Annotated in this window: 26 protein-coding genes; all 26 read right to left on the bottom strand. The window is 46.2% G+C overall.

Features of this window, described 5'->3' with window-relative positions; genetic code table 11:
• Entirely contained in the window at window positions 1-393 is a 393-nt protein-coding gene (gene rpsK / locus MZ182_RS00935; protein WP_006083577.1) for a 30S ribosomal protein S11, read from the bottom strand.
• Window positions 394-408: 15 nt separating this feature from the next.
• Window positions 409-765: a 30S ribosomal protein S13 gene (gene rpsM, locus MZ182_RS00930; RefSeq protein WP_011787581.1), complete on the bottom strand. Its 357-nt coding sequence runs from the start codon at window positions 763-765 to the stop codon at window positions 409-411.
• A gap of 116 nt (window positions 766-881) precedes the next feature.
• A complete protein-coding gene (gene rpmJ, locus MZ182_RS00925; RefSeq protein ID WP_006083579.1) occupies window positions 882-995 on the bottom strand; it encodes a 50S ribosomal protein L36 in 114 nt (37 codons plus the stop codon).
• Between the two features lie 21 nt (window positions 996-1,016).
• Window positions 1,017-2,357, bottom strand: a complete 1,341-nt coding sequence (gene secY / locus MZ182_RS00920) for a preprotein translocase subunit SecY (protein WP_011787580.1) — start codon at window positions 2,355-2,357, stop codon at window positions 1,017-1,019.
• A gap of 7 nt (window positions 2,358-2,364) precedes the next feature.
• Window positions 2,365-2,799 carry a 50S ribosomal protein L15 gene (gene rplO, locus MZ182_RS00915; RefSeq protein ID WP_006083581.1) on the bottom strand — a complete coding sequence of 145 codons (435 nt, stop codon included), beginning with the start codon at window positions 2,797-2,799 and terminating at the stop codon, window positions 2,365-2,367.
• Window positions 2,800-2,802: 3 nt separating this feature from the next.
• Window positions 2,803-2,985: a 50S ribosomal protein L30 gene (gene rpmD / locus MZ182_RS00910; RefSeq protein WP_006083582.1), complete on the bottom strand. Its 183-nt coding sequence runs from the start codon at window positions 2,983-2,985 to the stop codon at window positions 2,803-2,805.
• 6 nt (window positions 2,986-2,991) lie between these two features.
• On the bottom strand, window positions 2,992-3,495 hold the full coding sequence (gene rpsE / locus MZ182_RS00905; RefSeq protein ID WP_011787579.1) for a 30S ribosomal protein S5: 504 nt from the start codon (window positions 3,493-3,495) through the stop codon (window positions 2,992-2,994).
• Between the two features lie 12 nt (window positions 3,496-3,507).
• Entirely contained in the window at window positions 3,508-3,858 is a 351-nt protein-coding gene (gene rplR, locus MZ182_RS00900) for a 50S ribosomal protein L18 (protein ID WP_007644436.1), read from the bottom strand.
• A gap of 10 nt (window positions 3,859-3,868) precedes the next feature.
• On the bottom strand, window positions 3,869-4,402 hold the full coding sequence (gene rplF, locus MZ182_RS00895; RefSeq protein ID WP_011787578.1) for a 50S ribosomal protein L6: 534 nt from the start codon (window positions 4,400-4,402) through the stop codon (window positions 3,869-3,871).
• A gap of 10 nt (window positions 4,403-4,412) precedes the next feature.
• Complete coding sequence (gene rpsH / locus MZ182_RS00890) at window positions 4,413-4,805, bottom strand: 30S ribosomal protein S8 (RefSeq protein WP_007644434.1); 393 nt, start codon at window positions 4,803-4,805, stop codon at window positions 4,413-4,415.
• Window positions 4,806-4,829: 24 nt separating this feature from the next.
• A complete protein-coding gene (gene rpsN, locus MZ182_RS00885) occupies window positions 4,830-5,135 on the bottom strand; it encodes a 30S ribosomal protein S14 (RefSeq protein WP_011787577.1) in 306 nt (101 codons plus the stop codon).
• Between the two features lie 10 nt (window positions 5,136-5,145).
• Entirely contained in the window at window positions 5,146-5,685 is a 540-nt protein-coding gene (gene rplE / locus MZ182_RS00880; protein ID WP_011787576.1) for a 50S ribosomal protein L5, read from the bottom strand.
• Window positions 5,686-5,697: 12 nt separating this feature from the next.
• Window positions 5,698-6,012 (bottom strand): 50S ribosomal protein L24, encoded by a 315-nt coding sequence (gene rplX, locus MZ182_RS00875; protein WP_011787575.1) that lies wholly within the window; start codon window positions 6,010-6,012, stop codon window positions 5,698-5,700.
• 11 nt (window positions 6,013-6,023) lie between these two features.
• On the bottom strand, window positions 6,024-6,392 hold the full coding sequence (rplN, locus tag MZ182_RS00870; protein ID WP_006083590.1) for a 50S ribosomal protein L14: 369 nt from the start codon (window positions 6,390-6,392) through the stop codon (window positions 6,024-6,026).
• 178 nt (window positions 6,393-6,570) lie between these two features.
• Window positions 6,571-6,819, bottom strand: a complete 249-nt coding sequence (gene rpsQ / locus MZ182_RS00865; RefSeq protein ID WP_006083591.1) for a 30S ribosomal protein S17 — start codon at window positions 6,817-6,819, stop codon at window positions 6,571-6,573.
• Window positions 6,819-7,010 carry a 50S ribosomal protein L29 gene (rpmC, locus tag MZ182_RS00860; protein ID WP_007644429.1) on the bottom strand — a complete coding sequence of 64 codons (192 nt, stop codon included), beginning with the start codon at window positions 7,008-7,010 and terminating at the stop codon, window positions 6,819-6,821. The genes rpsQ and rpmC overlap by 1 nt, the downstream gene beginning before the upstream one ends.
• Window positions 7,010-7,420, bottom strand: coding sequence for a 50S ribosomal protein L16 (gene rplP, locus MZ182_RS00855; protein ID WP_006083593.1), 411 nt, complete (start codon window positions 7,418-7,420; stop codon window positions 7,010-7,012). The genes rpmC and rplP overlap by 1 nt, the downstream gene beginning before the upstream one ends.
• 11 nt (window positions 7,421-7,431) lie before the next feature.
• Window positions 7,432-8,124: a 30S ribosomal protein S3 gene (gene rpsC, locus MZ182_RS00850; protein ID WP_011787574.1), complete on the bottom strand. Its 693-nt coding sequence runs from the start codon at window positions 8,122-8,124 to the stop codon at window positions 7,432-7,434.
• A gap of 9 nt (window positions 8,125-8,133) precedes the next feature.
• On the bottom strand, window positions 8,134-8,466 hold the full coding sequence (rplV, locus tag MZ182_RS00845; protein WP_006083595.1) for a 50S ribosomal protein L22: 333 nt from the start codon (window positions 8,464-8,466) through the stop codon (window positions 8,134-8,136).
• Window positions 8,467-8,481: 15 nt separating this feature from the next.
• Window positions 8,482-8,760: a 30S ribosomal protein S19 gene (gene rpsS / locus MZ182_RS00840; RefSeq protein ID WP_006083596.1), complete on the bottom strand. Its 279-nt coding sequence runs from the start codon at window positions 8,758-8,760 to the stop codon at window positions 8,482-8,484.
• 14 nt (window positions 8,761-8,774) lie between these two features.
• Window positions 8,775-9,599, bottom strand: coding sequence for a 50S ribosomal protein L2 (gene rplB, locus MZ182_RS00835; RefSeq protein ID WP_011787573.1), 825 nt, complete (start codon window positions 9,597-9,599; stop codon window positions 8,775-8,777).
• 16 nt (window positions 9,600-9,615) lie between these two features.
• Window positions 9,616-9,918, bottom strand: coding sequence for a 50S ribosomal protein L23 (gene rplW, locus MZ182_RS00830; protein WP_025008843.1), 303 nt, complete (start codon window positions 9,916-9,918; stop codon window positions 9,616-9,618).
• Complete coding sequence (rplD, locus tag MZ182_RS00825) at window positions 9,918-10,523, bottom strand: 50S ribosomal protein L4 (protein WP_006083599.1); 606 nt, start codon at window positions 10,521-10,523, stop codon at window positions 9,918-9,920. The genes rplW and rplD overlap by 1 nt, the downstream gene beginning before the upstream one ends.
• A 17-nt stretch (window positions 10,524-10,540) precedes the next feature.
• Window positions 10,541-11,179, bottom strand: coding sequence for a 50S ribosomal protein L3 (gene rplC, locus MZ182_RS00820; RefSeq protein ID WP_011787572.1), 639 nt, complete (start codon window positions 11,177-11,179; stop codon window positions 10,541-10,543).
• A 27-nt stretch (window positions 11,180-11,206) separates the two neighbouring features.
• Window positions 11,207-11,518: a 30S ribosomal protein S10 gene (gene rpsJ / locus MZ182_RS00815; RefSeq protein ID WP_006083601.1), complete on the bottom strand. Its 312-nt coding sequence runs from the start codon at window positions 11,516-11,518 to the stop codon at window positions 11,207-11,209.
• Between the two features lie 334 nt (window positions 11,519-11,852).
• Entirely contained in the window at window positions 11,853-13,037 is a 1,185-nt protein-coding gene (gene tuf, locus MZ182_RS00810) for an elongation factor Tu (RefSeq protein WP_248069340.1), read from the bottom strand.
• Window positions 13,038-13,050: the final 13 nt, after the last annotated feature.

Raw genomic sequence — 13,050 nt, 5'->3', positions numbered from 1 at the left:
TTATACACGACGCTTTTTAGGAGGACGACAACCATTATGAGGGATCGGCGTCACATCGGTAATGTTGGTAATTTTATAACCAACAGCGTTCAGCGCACGAATGGCTGACTCACGACCTGGACCTGGACCCTTCACAAACACTTCAAGGTTTTTTAAACCGTAGTCTTGAGCAGCAGCACCTGCACGCTCAGCAGCTACCTGTGCAGCAAATGGAGTAGATTTACGTGAACCACGGAAACCTGAACCACCTGAAGTAGCCCATGACAACGCATTACCTTGACGATCTGTAATGGTGACAATAGTGTTGTTGAAAGAAGCATGGATATGAGCCATGCCATCTGCAACCTGTTTACGTACGCGCTTACGCGGAGAACGTGACGGAACTTTAGCCATTGCTTTACCTTCCCGTTACTTTCTAATTGGTTTACGTGGACCTTTACGCGTACGCGCATTGGTCTTAGTACGTTGCCCACGGAGAGGCAGGCTACGACGATGGCGGAGACCACGATAACAACCAAGATCCATAAGACGCTTGATGTTCATTGAAATCTCACGACGTAAGTCACCTTCTACTAAGTATTTGGCAACTTCTTCGCGTAGTGTATCTATTTGAGCTTCGCTCAATTCCTTGATCTTAGCTGTTTCAGCGATTGCTGTAGCCGCGCAGATTGCTCTTGCACGAGTACGACCGATGCCGAAAATTGCAGTCAATGCAATGACTGTATGCTTTTGATCAGGAATGTTAATGCCAGCGATACGGGCCACTATGCACTCCTTAAGTTAAAGGCCAACTGCGAAAAGCCCGAAAGGATACTCGACAGTTGACAGATTTGCAAACAATATTTTGTTCAGCCCAAGATTGGGCTGAACAAATTTCTTTATTAGCCTTGACGCTGTTTGTGTTTTGGTTCAACACAGATAACGCGTACAACGCCACTACGCTTGACGATCTTGCAATTACGGCAGATCTTCTTCACGGAAGCTCGAACTTTCATTTCATCACTCCGTAAAGCTAATTAGCGACCAAAACGATCTAAATTCGCTTTGTTTACTAGGTTAGCTTTCTTCATCACAGACTCATACTGATGAGACATCATATGGGTCTGAACCTGAGCCATGAAGTCCATGATCACGACTACCATAATTAGTAGTGAAGTACCGCCAAAATAGAACTGTACTTTCCACGCAATTAACATGAACTCCGGAATTAAGCAGATAAAGGTTATGTATAACGCGCCTGCCAATGTCAAACGGGTCATTACTTTATCAATGTAACGCGAAGTCTGTTCTCCAGGACGGATCCCAGGGATGAATGCACCACTCTTCTTCAAGTTATCTGCAGTTTCACGTGGGTTAAACACCAACGCAGTATAGAAGAAACAGAAGAAAATAATTGCTGCTGCATACAATAATGAGTAAAGCGGTTGTCCAGGTGACACAGCCAGTGAAAAATCACTTAACCATGACATAGACTCATTTTGACCGAACCACTGAGCCAGTGTTCCAGGAAACAAAATGATGCTTGACGCAAAAATTGGGGGGATCACACCCGCCATGTTTATCTTTAGTGGTAAATGTGTACTTTGCGCAGCGAACACCTTACGGCCCTGCTGACGCTTAGCGTAGTTAACAACGATACGACGCTGACCACGCTCCACAAATACGACAAAATAAGTCACGGCAAATACAATGACCGCGAGCAACAACAATACTAACACATTCAAGTCACCTTGACGCGCCTGCTCAGCCGTTTGGCCGATAGCGGAAGGTAATCCAGCAACAATACCTGCGAAAATAAGAATCGAGATACCGTTACCTATACCACGTTCGGTAATTTGCTCACCTAGCCACATTAGGAACATCGTTCCCGTCACTAAGCTCACAACCGCAACAAAGTAGAATCCAAAACCAATGTTGACCACAAGGCCAGGCACTAAATTCGGTAACCCAGTTGCAATACCGACCGACTGGAATGTACCCAGCACTAAGGTACCCCATCTTGTATATTGACTGATTTTCTTACGTCCTGATTCGCCTTCTTTTTTCAATTCAGCGAGTGCAGGATGTACGACTGTCAATAACTGCATAATGATAGATGCCGAAATGTACGGCATAATACCTAATGCAAAGATAGAAGCACGCTCAAGGGCACCACCCGAAAACATGTTAAACATGCTTAGGATGGTCCCGCTTTGCTGAGCAAACAGCTCTGCTAATACAGCTGCGTCAATACCAGGAATTGGCACAAACGAACCGGCCCTAAAGACGATAATCGCACCAATCACGAACAGGAGGCGAGCTTTCAGTTCTGAAAATCCGCCTTTCGCGCTTTTTAAATCAAGTCCTGGTTTTGCCATCGACGTATTATTCCTCGATCTTACCGCCAGCAGCTTCAATTGCTGCACGTGCACCTTTGGTTACCTTTAGACCTTTGACAGTCACTGGGCGCTCAATGGTACCTGAAAGAACAATTTTCGCAAACTGGATGTTGCGAGTAATAACGTTCGCATCTTTCAGAGCGTTTAAGTCGATAACATCACCGTTAACTTTTGCCAGTTCGAGTACACGAACTTCAGCTGTTACCATAGCGCGACGCGAGGTAAAACCAAATTTAGGTAAACGAATCTTCAGTGGCATTTGACCACCCTCGAATCCAGGACGTACACCGCCACCAGAACGAGATTTTTGGCCTTTATGACCACGACCCGCAGTTTTACCTAAGCCTGAACCCATACCACGGCCTACGCGCTTTGGTGCATGCTTAGAGCCTGCAGCTGGAGATAGAGTATTTAAACGCATCTATTAATCCTCCACCTTAACCATGTAGTAGACCTTGTTGATCATACCGCGAACAGAAGGAGTATCTTCTAATTCAACAGTGTGACCAATGCGACGCAGACCTAAACCTGTTAAGGTTGCACGGTGCTTCGGTAAACGACCGATACCGCTCTTAGTCTGAGTAACTTTTACAGTTTTAGTTGCCATGGTGCATTACCCCCGAATTTCGTCAACATTCAGGCCACGCTTAGCTGCGATTTGCGATGGTGACTTCATGTGCACCAATGCATCGACAGTCGCGCGAACGATGTTGATCGGGTTAGTAGAACCGTATGCTTTTGACAGAACGTTATGAACGCCTGCTACTTCCAATACGGCACGCATTGCGCCACCGGCAATAATACCGGTACCCTGTGATGCTGGTTGCATGTATACACGTGAACCAGTATGACGACCTTTAACTGGGTGATGCAGAGTACCTGCGTTCAACTCCACGGTCACCATGTTACGACGGGCTTTTTCCATAGCTTTTTGAATTGCTGCTGGAACTTCGCGCGCTTTACCATAGCCATAGCCGATCTTACCGTTACCATCACCCACTACTGTTAGTGCTGTGAAGCTAAAGATACGACCGCCCTTAACTACTTTAGAAACACGATTAACTGCAATCAATTTTTCTTGCAGATCGTCTTTTTGCTGAGCTTCTAATTTAGCCATTTTTATAACCCCTTAGAACTGGAGGCCAGCTTCACGAGCAGCATCTGCTAGAGCAGCTACACGACCGTGATACTTGAAACCAGAACGATCGAACGCAACAGAAGTTACGCCTTTTTCGATCGCGCGCTCAGCAACAAATTTACCTACTGCTTTCGCCGCGTCTACGTTACCGGTACTCTTCAGTTGCTCTTTAACCGCTTTTTCCACGGTTGAAGCAGCTGCCACCACCTGAGCTTCAGGATTGATCACCTGAGCATAAATGTGACGCGGTGTACGATGTACAACCAGACGGTTCACGCCCAGCTCTTGGATCTTCTTACGAGCGCGAATAGCGCGACGTAAGCGAGATGTTTTCTTATCCATATCGCGTTACCTACTTCTTCTTAGCCTCTTTACGGCGTACTTCTTCGTCGTCATAGCGAACACCTTTGCCTTTATACGGCTCTGGTGGACGGTATCCGCGAATCTCAGCAGCGACTTGACCAATTAACTGTTTATCAACGCCACGAAGGACGATATCAGTTTGGCTAGGGCACTCTGCAGTAACGCCTGCGGGCAGTTTGTGTACTAACGGATGAGAGAAACCTAGAGTCAGGTCAATATCAGCTCCGACGAGTTTCGCACGGTAACCAACACCAACTAACTTCAGTTTACGCTCAAAACCTTGAGATACACCAACAACCATGTTGTTTACTAATGCACGAGTAGTACCAGCCTGTGCCCAAGCGTTAACAACGCCTTCAACAGGAAGAAACTTAACTACGCCATCTTCAATAACAACATTGACCGCATTGTTGATCACTCGAGTCAGACTACCTTTCGCGCCTTTGACGGTCAGGGTCTGTTCGTTTAAGGTCACCTCTACGCCAGCTGGAATAGATACTGGTGCTTTTGCTACACGAGACATTCCTAGCTCCTTATGCTACGTAGCAGATAACCTCGCCACCCATGCCAGCAAGGCGGGCGGCACGATCAGTCATCAAGCCTTTAGAAGTGGACACAATTGCGACACCCAGTCCGCCCATCACCTTTGGAAGTTCGTTTTTACCTTTGTAAATACGAAGACCAGGACGACTTACGCGCTGGATAGTCTCAACGACTGGTTGGCCTTGGAAATACTTTAACGTAATTTCCAGTTCAGGCTTGGCTTCATCTGCTACGGCGTAATCAGCGATGTAACCTTCTTCTTTAAGCAGTTTCGCAATAGCGACTTTCAACTTAGCAGAAGGCATCTTCACAGATACTTTGTTAGCAGCTTGGCCGTTACGAATACGGGTTAACATATCCGCAATAGGATCTTGCATGCTCATATTAGCTTACTCCGTGACAAGTGCTTACCAGCTAGCCTTACGTAGGCCAGGAACTTCACCACGCATGGTTGCTTCACGTAACTTAATACGGCTTAAGCCGAATTTACGTAGGAAACCATGTGGGCGACCAGTTTGATTACAGCGATTGCGTTTACGCGAAGCGCTGGAATCACGTGGTAAAGCTTGCAGCTTTAATACTGCATCCCAACGATCTTCATCAGAAGAAGCTGGGCTGACAATAATAGCTTTCAGAGCGGCACGCTTTTCAGCATACTTAGCTACGAGCTGTGCACGTTTAACTTCACGTGCTTTCATTGATGTTTTTGCCATTACGCTACCCTTATTTCTTGAATGGGAAGTTAAAAGCGTCTAACAAAGCACGACCTTCTTCATCAGTCTTCGCAGAGGTAGTGATAACAATATCCATACCGCGAATTTTATCGATTTTATCGTAATCGATCTCTGGGAAAATGATCTGCTCACGCACGCCCATCGCGTAGTTACCACGGCCGTCAAACGCTTTAGCGCTTAAGCCACGGAAGTCACGAATACGTGGGATTGCGATATCGACTAAACGCTCTAAGAATTCCCACATACGCTCACCGCGTAGGGTCACTTTACAGCCAATAGGGTAGCCTTCACGGATTTTAAAACCAGCAACTGATTTACGAGCAACAGTTACAACTGGCTTTTGACCAGCGATCGCAGTCATATCACGGAGCGCGTGCTCCATAACTTTTTTATCTGCAACAGCTTCGCCAACACCCATATTCAGGGTGATTTTCTCAATCCGAGGGACTTGCATGACACTGGTATAACCGAACTTTTTAGCAAGTTCAGCGACAACAGTCTCTTGGTATTTATCATGCAGTTTCGCCATCGTTTACTCCAATTACTTAACGAGTTCACTGTTCGATTTGAAGAAACGCACTTTTTTGCCGTCTTCAAAGCGGAAACCAACGCGATCAGCTTTGCCAGTGGCAGAGTTGAAAATCGCTACATTTGATGCTTGTATTGGCGCTTCTTTCTCAACAATACCGCCAGCTACACCCAATTGTGGGTTTGGCTTTTGGTGTTTTTTGACAAGATTGATGCCTTCAAGAATCAATTTACCAGTAGGAAGGACTTGAGAAACTTTTGCACGTTTACCCTTGTCTTTACCTGCTAATACAATCACTTCGTCTTCACGACGTATTTTAGCTGCCATTATGAAGCTCCTTACAGTACTTCTGGTGCCAGCGAGACAATTTTCATGAATTGTTCATTACGCAATTCACGTGTCACTGGTCCAAAGATACGAGTACCAATCGGCTGCAGGTTGTTGTTCAAAAGAACCGCTGCATTCCGATCGAAGCGAATGACAGAACCGTCTGGACGACGTACGCCTTTCTTAGTACGGACTACCACCGCGTTATACACATCACCTTTCTTCGCTTTAGCGCGAGGAATCGCTTCTTTTACAGAAACTTTGATAATGTCGCCGATACCGGCATAACGACGATGAGAGCCACCCAAGACCTTAATACACTGAACTCTGCGTGCGCCGCTGTTACATGCGACGTCAAGAGTCGATTGCATTTGGATCATTTTAAGTGCTCCGCTATCGTTACTACACAATTCCCACTATGGGACTATAAACGCCAATTTTTGCTATGAATTTAGTCAAAAATGGCGCGCAAATATACCACCATAAAAGTGGAATGTATAGTATTAAAAAACAAACGGCCCCACATTCTGGAGCCGTTTACCTAAATACCTAATTAACTTAGGCCTTTGATACTACTTCAACCAGGGTCCAAGATTTAGTCTTAGACAAAGGACGACATTCGCGAATCGCTACTAAATCGCCTTCATTGCACTGATTAGTTTCGTCATGTGCATGGATCTTAGTCGTACGCTTAATGTATTTCCCATAAATTGGGTGTTTCACTTGGCGTTCGATAGCAACAGTAATGGACTTGTCCATTTTGTTGCTAGTTACACGACCCTGCAAAGTACGGATTTTATCAGACATTATGCACCCGCCTTAGAAGTAATAATGGTCTTAACGCGCGCAATATTACGGCGCACTAATTTCAGTTGATGAGTCTGAGTCAACTGACCAGTGGCGTGTTGCATACGCAGGTTGAACTGCTCACGCAGCAGACCAAGTAGTTCAGCGTTCAGTTCTTCAACGCTCTTTTCTCTTAGTTCGCTCGCTTTCATTACATCACCGTCTTAGTTACGAAGGTAGTCTTAATTGGAAGCTTGGCAGCAGCTAAGGCAAACGCTTCACGAGCGATCACTTCAGAAACACCATTCATCTCATAAAGAACCTTACCAGGTTGAATCTGACATACCCAGTATTCAACGTTACCTTTACCTTTACCCATACGCACTTCAAGAGGCTTAGAGGTAATCGGCTTGTCCGGGAAAACTCGAATCCAAATTTGTCCCTGACGCTTAATGTGACGTGTCATGGCACGACGTGCAGATTCGATCTGACGTGCAGTTAAACGGCCACGGCCGACTGCTTTCAGACCAAATGTACCAAAGCTAACTTCGGTACCGTTCGCTAGACCGCGGTTGCGGCCTTTGAACATCTTGCGAAACTTCATACGTTTAGGTTGCAGCATTGCCGGCTCTCCTATTTACCACGAGGCTTGCGCTTAGGTTGCTGCTGCTTCGGCTCTTCAATCTGTGGCAGCATTCCATCTAGAACTTCACCTTTGAAGATCCAAACTTTAACGCCAATCACACCGTATTGAGTGTGACTTTCAGATGTTGAATAGTCGATATCAGCACGCAAAGTATGTAAAGGTACGCGACCTTCACGATACCACTCATCACGCGCAATCTCAGCTCCGCCTAAACGGCCACTAACTTGAACTTTGATACCTTGAGCACCAATACGCATTGCGTTTTGTACTGCGCGCTTCATAGCACGACGGAACATTACGCGACGCTCTAATTGCTGTGCAATTGAATCAGCAACTAACTTGGCATCTAGCTCAGGTTTACGGATCTCAGCGATGTTAATTTGAGCAGGAGTACCAGCCAGCTTTGACACTGCGGCACGCAATACTTCAACGTCTTCACCTTTCTTACCAATCACAACGCCTGGACGGGCAGTGTGAATCGTAACGCGGATGCTTTTCGCTGGACGTTCGATAACAATCTTAGATACTGACGCAGCTTGTAACTTCTCTACAAGAAACTTACGCACTTCCCAGTCGCTGTTCAGATTATTTGCATAATCTGACTTATCTGCGTACCAGGTAGAGATCCAAGGCTTGGTGATACCCAGACGGATACCATTAGGATGTACTTTCTGTCCCATTGCTCTCTCCTAGCGATCTGATACAACCACAGTAATGTGGCTGGTACGCTTCATGATACGATCAGCGCGGCCTTTAGCACGTGGCATGATACGCTTCATAGTTGGACCCTCGTCTACAAAGACGGCTCCTACTTTTAGCTCATCAATATCCGCACCTTCGTTGTGTTCGGCGTTTGCGATAGCTGAGTCAAGTACTTTTTTAACCAGTACGGCGGCTTTTTTCGGGCTGAAAGTCAATATTTCGAGGGCCTTAGCAACAGGCAAACCACGAATTTGATCGGCAACCAGACGGGCCTTCTGCGCAGACGTACGGGCAAAACGATGTTTAGCTAAAACTTCCATCTTATTCCTCCCGTATTAGCGCTTCTTCGCTTTCTTATCTGCAGCATGGCCGCGATAAGTGCGAGTTGGTGAAAATTCACCAAGTTTGTGGCCGATCATTTCGTCAGTTACGAACACAGGAACGTGCTGACGACCATTATGGACAGCGATGGTCAAACCAATCATATTTGGAATGATCATAGAGCGACGTGACCAAGTCTTAATAGGCTTTTTGTCACCGGCTTCCATCGCTTTCTCTACCTTCTTCAGCAAGTGCAGGTCAATGAAGGGACCTTTCTTGAGAGAACGTGGCATGGCGAATCCTCTTACTATTTATTACGACGACGTACGATGTACTTGTCAGTGCGCTTGTTACTACGAGTTTTATAACCCTTAGTTGGCACACCCCATGGAGTCACTGGGTGACGACCACCAGAAGTACGGCCTTCACCACCACCGTGTGGATGGTCTACTGGGTTCATTGCAACACCACGCACTGTAGGACGTATGCCTCTCCAGCGCTTAGCACCTGCTTTACCTAACTGGCGTAGCATGTGTTCAGCATTACCAACTTCACCAAATGTCGCGCGGCAATCAACTGGCACTTTACGCATTTCGCCAGAGCGAAGACGTAGAGTGGCATATGCACCATCACGAGCAACAACTTGTACATAAGCACCTGCAGAACGAGCGATCTGAGCACCTTTACCAGGCTTCATTTCTACTGCGTGTACTACAGAACCTACTGGGATGTTGCGCAGTGGCATTGCGTTACCGGTTTTAATTTCGGCTTCAACACCAGACTGGATCTTATCGCCAGCTTGCATACCTTTAGCAGCAAGGATGTAACGACGCTCACCATCCGCATACAATACTAACGCGATGTTAGCTGTGCGGTTTGGATCGTATTCCAGACGCTCAATCTTTGCAGGGATACCGTCTTTATCGCGTTTGAAGTCGATTAGACGATAATGCTGCTTATGACCACCACCTACGTGACGGACAGTGATACGGCCAGTATTGTTACGGCCACCACTTTTAGATTTTTTCGCCAACAGGCCAGCAAAGGGTTTACCCTTATGCAGGTCAGTGTTCACCACTTTAACTACGTGGCGACGACCTGGAGAGGTTGGCTTACACTTAATAACTGCCATGATAATTCTCCTTTGCTTACTCAGCGCCGCCGACGAAATCGATGTCAGCACCAGCAGCAAGAGTTACATAGGCTTTTTTCCAATCGCTACGACGACCAGTACGGCCACCAGTGCGTTTAGTTTTGCCTTTGCTCACTAAAGTGCGAACAGAATCAACTTCAACTTCAAATAGCTTGGCAACAGCAGCTTTAATTTCAGCTTTAGTTGCGTCGATAGCTACACGGAAAACAACAGTGTTGTGCTTCTCAGCGTTCACAGTGCTCTTTTCAGAGATATGTGGAGCGAGAATAACTTTTAGCAAACGTTCTTCGCGGATCATCATGCTAGCATCTCCTCGATTTGCTTCACTGCGTCAGCAGTCACAAGCACAGTGTTGAACGCGATCAGACTTACAGGGTCTAGACCCGCTACGTCACGAACGTCAACCTTGTACAGGTTACGAGCTGCTAAGAATAAATTCTCATCAACTTCTGCAGTCACAATTAGAACGTCTTCTAAGTTCATTGCTTTTAATTTCGCTTTCAGCTCTTTAGTTTTAGGAGCCTCAACACCGAAAGATTCAACAACAACTAAACGCTCTTGACGTACCAATTCAGACAGAATGCTTTTCAGCGCGCCGCGGTACATCTTTTTGTTAACTTTTTGGCTATGATCTTGGGTTTTAGCAGCGAATGTTACGCCACCGCCACGCCAGATTGGGCCTTTAACAGAACCAGCACGAGCACGGCCAGTTCCTTTTTGGCGCCAAGGCTTTTTGCCTGAGCCAGTTACTTCCGCACGAGTCTTTTGAGCACGAGTGCCCTGACGCGCGTTTGCAGCGTATGCTACAACTACCTGATGAACCAGTGCCTCGTTAAAGTCACGGCCGAAGGTAGTTTCGGAAACTTCAAGAGCGCTTTGCGCGTCTTTCAATACCAATTCCATTACTATCTCCTCAGACCTTAAGCTTTAACGGCAGGCTTGATAATCAAGTCGCCATTGGTAGCGCCAGGAACAGCGCCACGGACTAGTAGCAGGTTACGCTCAACATCTACACGAACTACAACTAGATTTTGAGTAGTAACACGCTCGGCACCCATATGGCCTGACATTTTCTTGCCTTTGAATACGCGACCAGGCGTTTGGTTCTGACCAATAGAACCATTCGAGCGGTGCGACAAAGAGTTACCGTGAGTCATATCTTGAGTACGGAAGTTCCAACGCTTAACGCCGCCTTGGAAACCTTTACCTTTTGATTGACCAGTAACATCAACTTTCGCTACATCAGCGAAAATATCAACATTTAGCTCAGCACCAACTTCAATGCCCTCGCCTTCACCGTCTTCCAGACGCACTTCCCACAATCCACGACCGGCTTCAACACCGCTCTTGGCAAAGTGACCTGCTTCTGGTTTAGTAATGCGATTGGCTTTTTTGGTACCAGTAGTAACTTGAAGCGCGCGGTAGCCGTCAGTTTCTAAAGTTTTCACTTGAGTAACACGGTTGCCAGCAACTTCAATTACTGTAACAGGTATTGAAACACCATCTTCAGTAAAGATGCGAGTCATACCAACTTTACGACCAATAAGACCGATAGCCATCTCTCAAACCTCTTCTAAGGATCTCAATTAACCCAAGCTAATCTGTACGTCGACACCAGCCGCAAGATCTAAACGCATTAGAGCGTCTACAGTCTTTTCAGTTGGCTCTACGATGTCAACCAGGCGCTTGTGTGTACGTAATTCATACTGGTCACGAGCATCTTTATTAACGTGCGGAGAGATCAAAATGGTATAACGCTCTTTACGCGTAGGTAGTGGAATTGGACCACGTACTTGAGCGCCTGTACGCTTAGCAGTTTCAACGATTTCCGCTGTAGATTGATCAATTAAGCGATGATCAAATCCCTTTAAGCGGATACGGATTCTTTGGTTCTGCATTGACCAGAGCTCCTAAAATGGACATATAAAAAATCACCCTCTAGCTTCTTCTAAATAGAAAAGCAGAGCGAGATGATTTAACCGTTCGACTCCCAATCGGAGCCGCTATGATAATGATTAACTTAATTGACTAATCATTTAATTCGTAGACCTAGGTCAACGAGGGGGCAATTATACTCATCTAAATCGAGATATCAAGCCCGCTGTGTAAATAGTCATCAAAAAACTATTTAACGTCAGAGTGGCGAGCATTTTACACAAATTTATGGATAAAACTAGCCCTTAAACAAAAAAGGAAGCCGAAGCTTCCTTTTCACACTAATCTCTATCGCTATTAAGCAATGATTTTAGCTACTACACCAGCACCCACTGTACGACCACCTTCACGGATTGCGAAGCGTAAACCTTCGTCCATCGCGATTGGGCAAATCAGTGTCACTACCATCTTGATGTTGTCGCCTGGCATTACCATCTCTACGCCTTCTGGCAGTTCGATAGTACCGGTTACGTCAGTTGTACGGAAGTAGAACTGTGGACGGTAGCCTTTGAAGAATGGCGTGTGACGGCCACCTTCTTCTTTTGACAGAACATAAACTTCTGATTCAAAAGTGGTGTGTGGGTTGATTGAACCTGGCTTCGCTAATACTTGACCACGTTCTACGTCATCACGCTTAGTTCCACGTAACAAAATACCACAGTTCTCACCTGCACGACCTTCGTCAAGCAGTTTACGGAACATTTCTACACCAGTACATGTTGTCTTAGTGGTTGCACGTACACCAACGATTTCTACTTCGTCGCCTACGCGTACAATACCACGCTCAACACGACCTGTTACTACTGTACCACGGCCTGAAATTGAGAATACGTCTTCGATTGGCAGTAGGAACGGCTTATCGATGTCACGTTGTGGTTCTGGAATGTAAGAATCCAGAGCTTCAGCAAGTTCGATAATCTTAGCTTCCCACTCTGGCTCGCCTTCTAGCGCTTTCAGAGCTGAACCTTGGATTACCGGTAAGTCATCACCTGGGAAATCGTATTCTGATAACAGTTCACGCACTTCCATCTCAACTAGCTCTAACAGCTCTTCGTCATCTACCATGTCACATTTGTTCATGAATACGATGATGAATGGTACGCCAACCTGACGAGAAAGCAGGATGTGCTCACGAGTCTGTGGCATTGGACCGTCTGTTGAAGCGACTACCAGAATCGCGCCGTCCATCTGTGCAGCACCAGTGATCATGTTTTTAACATAGTCAGCGTGGCCTGGGCAGTCTACGTGGGCGTAGTGGCGTGATGGCGTATCATATTCGATGTGAGAGGTATTGATGGTAATACCGCGCTCACGCTCTTCTGGAGCGTTATCGATTTGAGAGAAGTCTTTAGCTTCGCCACCGTAGGTCTTAGCCAGTACGTGAGAGATAGCTGCAGTCAGAGTGGTTTTACCATGGTCAACGTGACCAATGGTGCCCACGTTTACGTGAGGCTTAATACGTTCAAATTTAGCTTTTGCCACGATATATTCCTTT

Source organism: Shewanella sp. JNE2, from assembly GCF_023159115.1.
Taxonomy (GTDB): domain Bacteria; phylum Pseudomonadota; class Gammaproteobacteria; order Enterobacterales; family Shewanellaceae; genus Shewanella; species Shewanella putrefaciens.
The sequence above is the reverse complement of the archived record's forward strand: the minus strand, read 5'-3'. Positions and strand labels throughout refer to the sequence as shown.

What these genes read in the sequence shown, in the direction of transcription:
- rpsK (WP_006083577.1), bottom strand. Translation starts at nt 393, where the DNA reads ATGGCTAAAGTTCCGTCACGTTCTCCGCGTAAGCGCGTACGTAAACAG.
- rpmJ (WP_006083579.1), bottom strand. Translation starts at nt 995, where the DNA reads ATGAAAGTTCGAGCTTCCGTGAAGAAGATCTGCCGTAATTGCAAGATC.
- secY (WP_011787580.1), bottom strand. Translation starts at nt 2,357, where the DNA reads ATGGCAAAACCAGGACTTGATTTAAAAAGCGCGAAAGGCGGATTTTCA.
- rplO (WP_006083581.1), bottom strand. Translation starts at nt 2,799, where the DNA reads ATGCGTTTAAATACTCTATCTCCAGCTGCAGGCTCTAAGCATGCACCA.
- rpmD (WP_006083582.1), bottom strand. Translation starts at nt 2,985, where the DNA reads ATGGCAACTAAAACTGTAAAAGTTACTCAGACTAAGAGCGGTATCGGT.
- rpsE (WP_011787579.1), bottom strand. Translation starts at nt 3,495, where the DNA reads ATGGCTAAATTAGAAGCTCAGCAAAAAGACGATCTGCAAGAAAAATTG.
- rplR (WP_007644436.1), bottom strand. Translation starts at nt 3,858, where the DNA reads ATGGATAAGAAAACATCTCGCTTACGTCGCGCTATTCGCGCTCGTAAG.
- rplF (WP_011787578.1), bottom strand. Translation starts at nt 4,402, where the DNA reads ATGTCTCGTGTAGCAAAAGCACCAGTATCTATTCCAGCTGGCGTAGAG.
- rpsH (WP_007644434.1), bottom strand. Translation starts at nt 4,805, where the DNA reads ATGAGCATGCAAGATCCTATTGCGGATATGTTAACCCGTATTCGTAAC.
- rpsN (WP_011787577.1), bottom strand. Translation starts at nt 5,135, where the DNA reads ATGGCAAAAACATCAATGAAAGCACGTGAAGTTAAACGTGCACAGCTC.
- rplE (WP_011787576.1), bottom strand. Translation starts at nt 5,685, where the DNA reads ATGGCGAAACTGCATGATAAATACCAAGAGACTGTTGTCGCTGAACTT.
- rplX (WP_011787575.1), bottom strand. Translation starts at nt 6,012, where the DNA reads ATGGCAGCTAAAATACGTCGTGAAGACGAAGTGATTGTATTAGCAGGT.
- rplN (WP_006083590.1), bottom strand. Translation starts at nt 6,392, where the DNA reads ATGATCCAAATGCAATCGACTCTTGACGTCGCATGTAACAGCGGCGCA.
- rpsQ (WP_006083591.1), bottom strand. Translation starts at nt 6,819, where the DNA reads ATGTCTGATAAAATCCGTACTTTGCAGGGTCGTGTAACTAGCAACAAA.
- rpmC (WP_007644429.1), bottom strand. Translation starts at nt 7,010, where the DNA reads ATGAAAGCGAGCGAACTAAGAGAAAAGAGCGTTGAAGAACTGAACGCT.
- rplP (WP_006083593.1), bottom strand. Translation starts at nt 7,420, where the DNA reads ATGCTGCAACCTAAACGTATGAAGTTTCGCAAGATGTTCAAAGGCCGC.
- rpsC (WP_011787574.1), bottom strand. Translation starts at nt 8,124, where the DNA reads ATGGGACAGAAAGTACATCCTAATGGTATCCGTCTGGGTATCACCAAG.
- rplV (WP_006083595.1), bottom strand. Translation starts at nt 8,466, where the DNA reads ATGGAAGTTTTAGCTAAACATCGTTTTGCCCGTACGTCTGCGCAGAAG.
- rpsS (WP_006083596.1), bottom strand. Translation starts at nt 8,760, where the DNA reads ATGCCACGTTCTCTCAAGAAAGGTCCCTTCATTGACCTGCACTTGCTG.
- rplB (WP_011787573.1), bottom strand. Translation starts at nt 9,599, where the DNA reads ATGGCAGTTATTAAGTGTAAGCCAACCTCTCCAGGTCGTCGCCACGTA.
- rplW (WP_025008843.1), bottom strand. Translation starts at nt 9,918, where the DNA reads ATGATCCGCGAAGAACGTTTGCTAAAAGTTATTCTCGCTCCACATATC.
- rplD (WP_006083599.1), bottom strand. Translation starts at nt 10,523, where the DNA reads ATGGAATTGGTATTGAAAGACGCGCAAAGCGCTCTTGAAGTTTCCGAA.
- rplC (WP_011787572.1), bottom strand. Translation starts at nt 11,179, where the DNA reads ATGGCTATCGGTCTTATTGGTCGTAAAGTTGGTATGACTCGCATCTTT.
- rpsJ (WP_006083601.1), bottom strand. Translation starts at nt 11,518, where the DNA reads ATGCAGAACCAAAGAATCCGTATCCGCTTAAAGGGATTTGATCATCGC.